This is a genomic window from Vagococcus silagei (assembly GCF_004795745.1).
Taxonomy (GTDB): domain Bacteria; phylum Bacillota; class Bacilli; order Lactobacillales; family Vagococcaceae; genus Vagococcus; species Vagococcus silagei.
In genome coordinates, this window is the sequence record NZ_SDGV01000003.1 from 1 (window position 1) to 8,934 (window position 8,934).

Sequence of the window (8,934 nt, forward strand, 5' to 3'; positions counted from 1 at the left end):
AGCTTAATTTGACAAACGAAATATTTAAAGAGTAGTAACATAAAAAGTGTATATTTTTAAAATACTTATTTGAAGTTGAACGAATTATAGTGTCATATAAATAATAATGTGATGTTTTTTAGCGCAGAAGTTAAAAATAAATTTCTCATAAAAACAAAGACAAGGAGAAGCAAATGAAACGTGTTTCTAAAATCGAGAGTGTCACCATTAATCACAAAAAATTATTTTTTTCTGTGAGTCATCAAAATCAGGATGCGCCGATTATTTTATATTTACATGGTGGACCGGGGGATAGTTGTGTACCATTAACCCAGAAGTTTAATCACCAACTTGAAGAAAAATATATTTTTGTTAATTTGGAACAACGAGGTTCAGGTTTATCTTACTATCCATTTCCATCAGAGGAAATTCTGACGTTAGATAGTTTTGTTGATGATGCTTACAAGTTTGTCTTATATTTATTGGCGCGTTTCAATCAAGAAAAATTGATATTAATAGGTCATTCGTGGGGGTCTGTTTTGGGACTGAAATTGGTTGAAAAATATCCGCAATTAATTAAAACATATATCGGTATTGGACAAGTTGTGAATATGAGAAAAAACGAGTTGTTACAAAAAGCTTTTGTTGAAGAAAAAGAAGGTAAATCCTTAGACTCTTTGGACTTTGAGAGAAACGTGATAAAAAAAGTTTACTGTTAAATAAAAAAGTTGTGAAATATCAAGGGTCACTCTATGGTAAAAGTCACTACTTAAAACTAGTGATGCCTTTTGTCTGGTCTAGAACGTACTCTGTAAGTGATTTAGTTCGAAGGGTAAAGGGGGCATCTCAATCAATTTTTGCACTTTGGGAAGAGTTGCTAGATGTTGATTTTGAAAGCCAGCAATTTTTTGATATGCCAATTTATTTTTTTGAGGGTCGTCATGATCATCATGTTTCTTCACAATTGGTCGAAGAATATGCGAGAACTATCAAAAGTAAAGTTTCAATTATATGGTATGAAAACTCCGGTCATTTTCCGCAGTGGGAAGAGGCCAGTAAATTTAATCAGGATGTAACAGACATTGTTGAACATTTAGAATAAGTCGTGAGGAGGAGGTTAAAATGCATTTTTTATATTTAGTATTAATCACTTTAGGTGTTGTTCTAGTTGGCGTGGCAATAACATTGGGTATTCGAGTGTTTAGGACGCCAATCATTTTTGATTCTTCAAAAGACAACTATTTTAGAATCGAGACTGACGGTGTATATGATATTTGGGCTCGCGGTAAAGTTTTGCGAGTTAATAATCTAGGTGAGGTTATCCCACAAATTCGACACGCGGTATCAGATGAAGTTGTTCCTTTACATAAGGTGTTGTTTCAAACAACGAGTCAAGGTTTTTCAAAGGGTTCTATAAAACTGTTTCATTTTATAGCCATTACTGGAAAGTATTTGTTTGAGGAAGTGACAGGTAGTTCTCTGAATGCTCTTGAAGATACTTTTTATCGAAATAGTCGGTTTTCTGGGCAAAATAATCCAGTCGTTTTTTTAATAAAACCACATCAATCTATTTTTGTCATTATTGGTTTTATTCTGTGCTGTGTTTTTGGTGTAAATTTGATTGTTTTTGGAAGCATGGCTTGGATGTTATTTTGAATGAGGAATGATTAAGAGCCTAAAGTTAAAAGATAAGCATGAAAGTGCCAAAATTTTTTCGAGTTTTTGTAATATTCAGTTTGATTTTGCGAAAGTTACTTCTGTGCGTTATTTCTTCATAATTAAGGTCATCTGACTTGTTACGGTCATGGCCTTTTTTTTTATTTGTTGGATAAGGGTAAAACATTTGTTTGTTAATTAAATGTTCTTTCTGTGAGATGTAAATGCAGTGTTTGATGTAAATATGTAATGATGATTTTGAAGTTAAAACACGCCTTAATGAAACTTTGATAGTTATCAACAAATAATGTATTAATTGTTTTATTAATTAGGTATAGTTTGTTGTTTTTGGCCATTTTATGAATTAGTGGTACTATTTATACAAGAAACTTTTTTATAATAGGAGAGATGATCGAATGAAAAAGGTATTAACCAGAATTTTAATTGTGATAGTATCATTAGTTGCAATTCTTTATATCAGTGTATTTGTGGGACATCATTATATTTTTAAGGCGCCATACAGTGATGTGCCAACAGTAAAAGCTATAGAACAAGAAGGATTTACTTTTGGGGCAGCAAGCATTAAACAACCATCTACATTTGATGCGTATGTTCAAGTTGCAGCGAAGCAAGTAAAAAATTATCAAGAACATATTGAGTCTTTTTGGCCAAATAATCCAGAAAAAAATCAGTACTTACTCATTCAAAATCTAAAGGATAAGCAATCGGTTTTAGTGACGCCTAAGGGTGAAATCCAAACTTTAAGTAAGAATGAATTTAAAAAATATAATGTTGGTTTCGGATTAAATACTGAAGGTCAGTGGGCACCAATTCAATCAAATGGTATCTCTGGAGCGTACATTGGGGTTATTCCAGAAAATTTATCGAATTACTATAGTTTTCAAAAATATGAACATTTAGGTACATATGACCAATTTTTATCTTATTCACATGAGCTGTTTCATAGTATAACGCAAGAAAGATGGGCTGGTGCCAAACTTACTGTCGAAGCGCAATCAGATCGGGATGAAAGGTTTGAAGACAGTCAGGCACGACACACAAGAATGCTTCTCCAACAACAGCTAAAAAATGCAATAGCAGATGAAAAACAACGTGAGGAATTCACGCTTGCTGCACTACGCACGTATCAAACTTATCAGAGAGAAAACAAAGAAGACTTTCAACAATCGAAATTAGGTGATCGTTTAGAAGGGACAGCTTACTATTATGAGCTAGTTTCATCTTTATATGCAGGGTATCCAGAGCAAATACAGTCACAAGCAGATGTGTATAAGGGACTTGGGATACTGTTAGCCAATGATAATCCAGCTTATCGAAATACTGGATTAACTTCAGAAGGGTATGGTGTTGGTGGCTATGCAGGAATTCTCTTGGATCTCATTGCTATTGAGAAAAATGAAAATCCAAATCAATGGAAAAAAATAATTGAAGAAGATGAAAATGTCTCAACAATATCGTTATTGGAGAAGGCATATTCAGAAAAAGAGTTGCCAAAACAAGAAGAAATTCCAAGTGAAGCAGACTATCGTAAGTGGCAAAATGAGAATGATGACATAAGCCCATCATCTTCTAAAACAACTATAATTTTTGATGTTCTTTATGGGTTATTGTTTTAATAGCAAATATAAAGTTTACGTTAATATATCTCGCTCATTTGACCAATTGAGATGATGATTTTTGGTGTTTTATTTTGAATTGTATTGCATAAAAAATCTACGATGTTGACCTCTCTTTCTTTCATGGCGAAAGTATCATCGTAAAATCAAAAGTGCAGCGACACATTGACGAGGTGCGACGATTATGATTGAAGTGCGCATAAATTATGGTTTGATAGTTAGCTAAAATTAAAAAACAACTGATATTTTGAAAGTAAGAACAAGTGAGGTTGATAGCGATAAGTAAGGTGTCAATACTTAATAAAAAAACAGAGTAGGGCATATTTCTTGGCAACTAAAAGGGTCCTTCAGAGAATTTTTTAAGAAATAAAAGGTAGCCTTCATAAATTAGAAAAAATTTTAAGAGAATAGAATTTAAAGCCATCAATCTTTGATAAATGAGACAATTAATATAATCAATCAGGATTTTGTAAAGAAGAAGAATTGCGTGATTTGCATAAACTAAAAATAGATGTAGAGATGGCTCTCCAAAACCTGAAGTCTAAATTGCCGTTTAATCTATTTTTTGTAAAAGGAAAAAACTACACAAAAACTAAAATTTACGTTTGTGGTACTAAGATTGAGGCAATTAAGAAAGAGTATGGAGAATGATAGAGAAAAAAATTAAAAAACAAGCATTCTAGAATTGTATTAATCATTTTAGCACACTTGTTTTTTAGATGATTTTGAGTAAACTACATTTTATTTACCCAGTGTTTTTCTTTGAAATAGTGACTGGTTTTAGTGACATATTGGGGCAATGGATGATAAAAGTCAGTGTAAGAAGCACGATAAGAACAGTAAAAAGTCATTTGCCTAATTAAAAGGAATAATACTAGTGTACCCAAACAAGACATAGATACTATCCAAAAACAAGCTTTAGTTGAGCTGTTATTAATTTCTTATCAAGTTGGTTTCTTTCAGTTAATAGATTATAGTCTGCGATCAAAATGATCTATTTTCCACGCCTAAATAGGCAACTCGTAACAAAAAAATATCGTTGTAATTAAATATCAAATTCTGGAACTGGCTATTTAAGCCATCTTCAGTACTTTTAGGAGAAATAGTTTTAACGAGATATGGATATCTATTTTGCTCTTTAGTTTTGTTTTCTTTTAACTGAGTTGCTTTTTGTTCTATTTCAGAAGTTAGTTTATTCTTTATGAATACTGAATAAACATTGAAAGAATTAAAACTCCCGCAATAGCAATAAAAATTATTTTTAATTGTTTCTTCTGTTTCTTTTTTTCATTGCTTTTCTACTATTCGAAGTTTGATTCTTATTTACAGCAGAAGATGTGTGCATGAATAAAGTACATGATATCGATTTTATATGTTTTTTATATTAAAAGATTACTTTTATTACGTTAAGTAATGTTCGATAATGCTATAGTGTCTCACTTTGTTTTGAAGTTTTTTCAATATTTATTTTTTTGATGGTGCAATTGTCAATAGAAAAAGCCAAATGTAACATAATAATGAAATAATCATGACGATAATGCTGGGTAGAAGAAAGGTTAGGAGCCCACTATAAAGCAGAAAAGCATTGGCCCATGAAGATCCGCAATCACGAATTCTTCGTGCAAGGAGTGTAAAGTTGGGGACAATCAAGATAGCTGAAATAATGCCTATCCCAATTTTAGCACCAAATTCATTTAAGTTGCCAAAGATAAAAAATAAAATTAAATAAATGAAAGTCCACATTAAAGAAAGACTTAATATCGCAAACCAAAATTCATTACAGTCCGTGCGCCCTTTGATGTTAAAAGCATTACGCCAATATGAGATAAAAGCATTTTCATTTTTACCACTCTTTCTATTTTATTAAATCATCCAATTTTTTTGAAATGTTATATAATAAGTTTAGCATTCGTCTATTTATTGTTCAATAAAATTTAGAGAGATGGAGGCGAGAATATGAAACGACAATCTAATTATACAGTAGAGATTTCATGTAATATCAAAAAAATTTGGGATATTGTTGTCAATTGTGCTGATACAAATTGGCGGAGTGATCTAATTAAAACAGAAATCTTATCGGAAACAAGTTTTAAAGAGTATTTTAAAAATGGTGGTGAGACAATCTTCACAATTACTGAAAAGACGCCATATACGAGATACCATTTTAATATGGAGAACTAGTTTTTTGATGGCAATTGGTGTGGCACCTTTGAGATGATATCTGAACAAGAAACAAGAATTGTCTTTAAAGAAAAACTAAATATTAAAAATCCTTTTATTTGGTGTGTTTCTTTTTTCAAAATGAATTTAAAGGCAATGCAAAAGCAATATGTCGATGATTTAGAAACGTATATAAAAGAAATTGAGATGAAGGAACGAATTGATAATGGAGGTAGGCGATGATTAAAGAATGCAGTACGAAAGATATTCATGAATTAGTAATTCTTGCACAAGAAATCTATCATAATAGTTCAAAGGATGAATTAATTGAAGAATTTAGAAGTTATTTGAATCAGAGTAATCAACAAATATTATTGTGGACTGATGTAACTGAAATAGTTGGTTTTGCGCAGTTTAGTATTCGAACTGATTATGTTGAAGGGACGCATTCAAGTCCCTGTGGTTATTTAGAAGGTGTGTTTGTCAAAGAAACCTATCGTCATCAAAAGATTGCCAAAAAATTAGTTCAGCAAGGTCAACATTGGACTGAAGTTAACGGATGTTCAGAATTCGCGAGTGATTGTGAGATTGATAATGTAGCAAGTCTTAGTTTTCATCAAAAAATTGGCTTTAAAGAAGTTAGTCGCACAATTCATTTTTTGAAAAAGGATAAAAAAAGATAAAAAGCCCTTCTAAATCAAGTATCGATTTAAAGGGGCTTTGCTCTTTATTTTATTTCCATGGTATATGTTTCGTCAATCCAGGTTAGCATGGAACGTTTATCATCAAAAAGTTGGGTGAAAGTGTTGATGGTTTTAAGGTTATTTTTGTCTGAATTTTTATTGTCTTTTTCCATCGTTAAGTTACCATAGAAATGATGATTTTGTTGCGTGTAGATACCAGCACCATCTGGAAACACCCAGTACTTATAGAGAACCACATAAGTTTGAGGAATCACATTTTTATTATGATCTAAGAGTTGTTTGGAAGGTTGCGCATAGATAATCAAACCGGTTTGTGTATCGCCAACTTTTTCTTTGGGAAAAACAGCATAGAAAGCATCTGACTCTTTTTCGACTTGAATGTTTAAATTATCGCTAATATTTCCTGAGATATAAACTGAACCAAGTTCATCTGAATAGTGAGAAGTATCTTCAAAGTATGTTAACTTCATTGTTTTTGTATCGAAATCTTGTTGATAATTAATCACATTAAATTTATGGGTGGCTAATTGATCTACGCTTGGGACAGGATGTTTTGAAGTGATACTCTTTTCAGGTTTAATTTTAAGGTCATTACCGTGGTTGTTTACAAGTTCAGCATTTGGATCATTTATTTTTAGGAGATAGCCATTATTGAAATCAATTTTACTTTCACTGACATCAATTTTATATGGCTTAACAGTATCGTAATTTGGTTTGTACTTACTTTTGATACCTTCTTTTTTTAGCGGAAGTGTATCTTTGTATGGAGATTCTTCATCAATGCGGTCGAGCTCAGCATCAAATTTTGCCCAGTCTTTATTAAACTTGGTAAGTGTATTGTCTAATTGTTTTGGTACAATGATTAATTGCAGGACAAGAATACTGCTAATTAATAGAATACCAAACGTAAATAATAGTTTTATTTTCCGGCTAACAAAAACGCGTAACGTAATTTTTTCGAATAAGGTATCAAATTCTTTTGAGAAAGAAGCATCGTTTTTCATTTAATAAACGCCTCCGCTTCTTCAATTTTTTCTTGTTCCTCTGATTGTAATTTTTGAAAATCTAAATCAATATTTTGATAACTTAAAGCGAGTACTTCATTAAGTTTGTCGCCATTTTCGTTATATTTTTCAAGTAGGAGTTGTAATGTTGGTAAATTACGATAAAGAAAGTTGTCAAAATGCGTTAAATCACGGGGGTCAGCCATAAGTTGCTTAAATATTTTTTTAGCTTTTTCAACAGCTGTCAACAGTTCTTCATCTTGTTTTAACTTCGGTTGTTTTTGAATTATTTCTTCAATCGCAACAATATGACCTTTAGCTGCAGTCATTTCATTCTTAAATAATAATAGTTCCGAGTCAGACATTTTATGTAGTTTTTGAAAATCTCTAACGGCACTTCGTTGTTCAGCTTTTAAGTGATTGAGTTTTAAAATCTGAGTTGTGGATAAGATTAAAATAAGCGCTAAAACAATTATGGTAAAATAAAAATAATACATATTTTCCTCCATTATCTGTGACATCTATCTTATTTGATGTTAAGTTGTTTATTTGTTCATTATATAATCATTGGTAGAAATAGTAAATGTGTAAGACAACAGTGAGAGGAAAGTTTGACAGAAGGAGTTTGAAAGAAATGTGGTTAATAATTGGTTTGATTTTAGGCACACTGATGATTTTACTTAGTTTAATTTTGATGGTTAAATTACGAAAAATGGGGATGGACGAAATGATTAATAGGAAAAAAGTCGAAAAATATAGCATTACTTTGTTTATTCTAGGCGTGCTTCTTTTAGCAATCACAATCAAGTTTATTTCAACAACACAAGGTTACGATATTCCCAATAATCCATTACCATAATAGATATAAAAATTAAGGAGCAGATTTATGCTAACATTCAAAATTGCAGAATTTAATGATTTACCAGAAATTGTACGCATTTATAATCAAACAATATCAACGCGCATGGCAACTGCCGACTTGGACCCTATCTCTGTTGAGTCACGCTATGAATGGTTTGAACAACATCAACCGACAAATTTCCACTTTGGTTGATAAAAATTGATGAAGAAGTTGCGGATTGGGTGAGTCTAAGCTCATTTAAAGATCGTGCCGCTTACGATATTACCGCAGAAATAAGTATTTATATTGATCAAGCATTTCATAAGCAGGGGCTTGGTCAAAAGACACTGACATTTGTTGAGGAACAATTATCCTCGTTAGATATTGGTGTTAGTAAAGTGGGGTGTATCGTATTAATAATTTAAAAAGTGTAGTGACGATTGATGATGGCTATATGAATGTGTATGAAACAGGTAAGGGAACTAAAACAATAGTATTTCTTTCGGGAGGGCTAACATCAAGTCCTATTTTAGATTTTAAAGCTTTGTTTACCTGTTTGAGCTAATTTCATAATTCACTTTTTAGAAAAGTAAACACTCGACCAATTTCAAAATCATTGTTTTTTGAAGTTAAGCGACTAGTTCTTTTCTATATTTCTCTTGTGACAATCGTTGTGCTGCAAAATTCTTTAAATTATAAGCTAGTTGAATCAATAATAGTTCCACTTGAACAATTTCTGATTGATAGTGTGTCGTATCATTTAATTTCATATGTTCTTTTAGATAGCCATTCACTCTTTCAACTGCACTTCGTTTAGCGTATAGTTTTTCCCAAGCTTTTGTTCCGCGTGCAGGATGATTAAATTTTCGTATATCACTACTTTGTTTGATTTTTATTACTTTCTGACATATTTTTTCATGAAATAGTGGACATTCACGACATTTTTGAAGTGG

The 8,934-nt window shown here is 31.6% G+C and carries 14 protein-coding genes; 10 read left to right on the forward strand and 4 right to left on the reverse strand.

Annotation, left to right across the window (positions count from 1 at the left end):
• Positions 1-173 precede the first annotated feature (173 nt).
• The 4 genes from ESZ54_RS01430 (at position 174) to ESZ54_RS01445 (ending at position 3,272) form a co-directional block, all read left to right on the forward strand.
• Positions 174-698 carry an alpha/beta fold hydrolase gene (locus tag ESZ54_RS01430; protein WP_136135895.1) on the forward strand — a complete coding sequence of 175 codons (525 nt, stop codon included), beginning with the start codon at positions 174-176 and terminating at the stop codon, positions 696-698.
• Positions 699-760: 62 nt separating this feature from the next.
• A complete protein-coding gene (locus tag ESZ54_RS01435) occupies positions 761-1,081 on the forward strand; it encodes an alpha/beta fold hydrolase (RefSeq protein ID WP_136135896.1) in 321 nt (106 codons plus the stop codon).
• 20 nt (positions 1,082-1,101) lie between these two features.
• The gene (locus tag ESZ54_RS01440) at positions 1,102-1,635 is read left to right on the forward strand and encodes a hypothetical protein (RefSeq protein ID WP_136135897.1); all 534 of its coding nucleotides are present in this window, start codon (positions 1,102-1,104) and stop codon (positions 1,633-1,635) included.
• Between the two features lie 416 nt (positions 1,636-2,051).
• A complete protein-coding gene (locus ESZ54_RS01445) occupies positions 2,052-3,272 on the forward strand; it encodes a hypothetical protein (protein WP_136135898.1) in 1,221 nt (406 codons plus the stop codon).
• 1,464 nt (positions 3,273-4,736) lie between these two features.
• Here ESZ54_RS01445 and ESZ54_RS01450 read toward each other — a convergent pair.
• On the reverse strand, positions 4,737-5,099 hold the full coding sequence (locus tag ESZ54_RS01450) for a DUF805 domain-containing protein (protein ID WP_136135899.1): 363 nt from the start codon (positions 5,097-5,099) through the stop codon (positions 4,737-4,739).
• Between the two features lie 129 nt (positions 5,100-5,228).
• Here ESZ54_RS01450 and ESZ54_RS01455 point away from each other — a divergent pair, with 129 nt between their 5' ends.
• From ESZ54_RS01455 to aac(6'), 3 genes are read left to right on the forward strand one after another with little or no spacing between them, the layout of a single operon-like run.
• On the forward strand, positions 5,229-5,453 hold the full coding sequence (locus ESZ54_RS01455; protein ID WP_136135900.1) for a hypothetical protein: 225 nt from the start codon (positions 5,229-5,231) through the stop codon (positions 5,451-5,453).
• A 33-nt stretch (positions 5,454-5,486) separates the two neighbouring features.
• Positions 5,487-5,675, forward strand: coding sequence for a hypothetical protein (locus ESZ54_RS01460; RefSeq protein ID WP_136135901.1), 189 nt, complete (start codon positions 5,487-5,489; stop codon positions 5,673-5,675).
• Positions 5,672-6,115 (forward strand): aminoglycoside 6'-N-acetyltransferase, encoded by a 444-nt coding sequence (gene aac(6') / locus ESZ54_RS01465; protein ID WP_136135902.1) that lies wholly within the window; start codon positions 5,672-5,674, stop codon positions 6,113-6,115. The genes ESZ54_RS01460 and aac(6') overlap by 4 nt, the downstream gene beginning before the upstream one ends.
• 44 nt (positions 6,116-6,159) lie before the next feature.
• On the opposite strand, the gene ESZ54_RS01470 is transcribed toward aac(6'), so the two are convergent.
• Positions 6,160-7,140, reverse strand: a complete 981-nt coding sequence (locus ESZ54_RS01470) for a hypothetical protein (protein ID WP_136135903.1) — start codon at positions 7,138-7,140, stop codon at positions 6,160-6,162.
• Positions 7,137-7,637 (reverse strand): 5-bromo-4-chloroindolyl phosphate hydrolysis family protein, encoded by a 501-nt coding sequence (locus ESZ54_RS01475; protein ID WP_162615057.1) that lies wholly within the window; start codon positions 7,635-7,637, stop codon positions 7,137-7,139. Before ESZ54_RS01475 ends, ESZ54_RS01470 begins: the two co-directional genes overlap by 4 nt.
• Positions 7,638-7,774: 137 nt before the next feature.
• On the opposite strand from ESZ54_RS01475, the gene ESZ54_RS01480 reads away from it, so the two are divergent.
• The 3 genes from ESZ54_RS01480 to ESZ54_RS12630 are packed head-to-tail and all read left to right on the forward strand — an operon-like array spanning position 7,775 to position 8,406.
• Positions 7,775-7,999 (forward strand): hypothetical protein, encoded by a 225-nt coding sequence (locus ESZ54_RS01480; RefSeq protein ID WP_136135905.1) that lies wholly within the window; start codon positions 7,775-7,777, stop codon positions 7,997-7,999.
• A 27-nt stretch (positions 8,000-8,026) separates the two neighbouring features.
• Positions 8,027-8,194: a GNAT family N-acetyltransferase gene (locus tag ESZ54_RS12625; RefSeq protein WP_239433719.1), complete on the forward strand. Its 168-nt coding sequence runs from the start codon at positions 8,027-8,029 to the stop codon at positions 8,192-8,194.
• Positions 8,191-8,406: a GNAT family N-acetyltransferase gene (locus tag ESZ54_RS12630; protein ID WP_239433720.1), complete on the forward strand. Its 216-nt coding sequence runs from the start codon at positions 8,191-8,193 to the stop codon at positions 8,404-8,406. The genes ESZ54_RS12625 and ESZ54_RS12630 overlap by 4 nt, the downstream gene beginning before the upstream one ends.
• Positions 8,407-8,610: 204 nt before the next feature.
• Here ESZ54_RS12630 and ESZ54_RS01490 read toward each other — a convergent pair.
• Positions 8,611-8,934 (reverse strand): transposase (locus ESZ54_RS01490; protein ID WP_162615058.1); only part of this gene is annotated, 324 nt, incomplete at its 5' end.

What these genes read in the sequence shown, in the direction of transcription:
- ESZ54_RS01430 (WP_136135895.1), top strand. Translation starts at nt 174, where the DNA reads ATGAAACGTGTTTCTAAAATCGAGAGTGTCACCATTAATCACAAAAAA.
- ESZ54_RS01435 (WP_136135896.1), top strand. Translation starts at nt 761, where the DNA reads ATGCCTTTTGTCTGGTCTAGAACGTACTCTGTAAGTGATTTAGTTCGA.
- ESZ54_RS01440 (WP_136135897.1), top strand. Translation starts at nt 1,102, where the DNA reads ATGCATTTTTTATATTTAGTATTAATCACTTTAGGTGTTGTTCTAGTT.
- ESZ54_RS01445 (WP_136135898.1), top strand. Translation starts at nt 2,052, where the DNA reads ATGAAAAAGGTATTAACCAGAATTTTAATTGTGATAGTATCATTAGTT.
- ESZ54_RS01455 (WP_136135900.1), top strand. Translation starts at nt 5,229, where the DNA reads ATGAAACGACAATCTAATTATACAGTAGAGATTTCATGTAATATCAAA.
- ESZ54_RS01460 (WP_136135901.1), top strand. Translation starts at nt 5,487, where the DNA reads ATGATATCTGAACAAGAAACAAGAATTGTCTTTAAAGAAAAACTAAAT.
- ESZ54_RS01470 (WP_136135903.1), bottom strand. Translation starts at nt 7,140, where the DNA reads ATGAAAAACGATGCTTCTTTCTCAAAAGAATTTGATACCTTATTCGAA.
- ESZ54_RS01475 (WP_162615057.1), bottom strand. Translation starts at nt 7,637, where the DNA reads ATGTATTATTTTTATTTTACCATAATTGTTTTAGCGCTTATTTTAATC.
- ESZ54_RS01480 (WP_136135905.1), top strand. Translation starts at nt 7,775, where the DNA reads ATGTGGTTAATAATTGGTTTGATTTTAGGCACACTGATGATTTTACTT.
- ESZ54_RS12625 (WP_239433719.1), top strand. Translation starts at nt 8,027, where the DNA reads ATGCTAACATTCAAAATTGCAGAATTTAATGATTTACCAGAAATTGTA.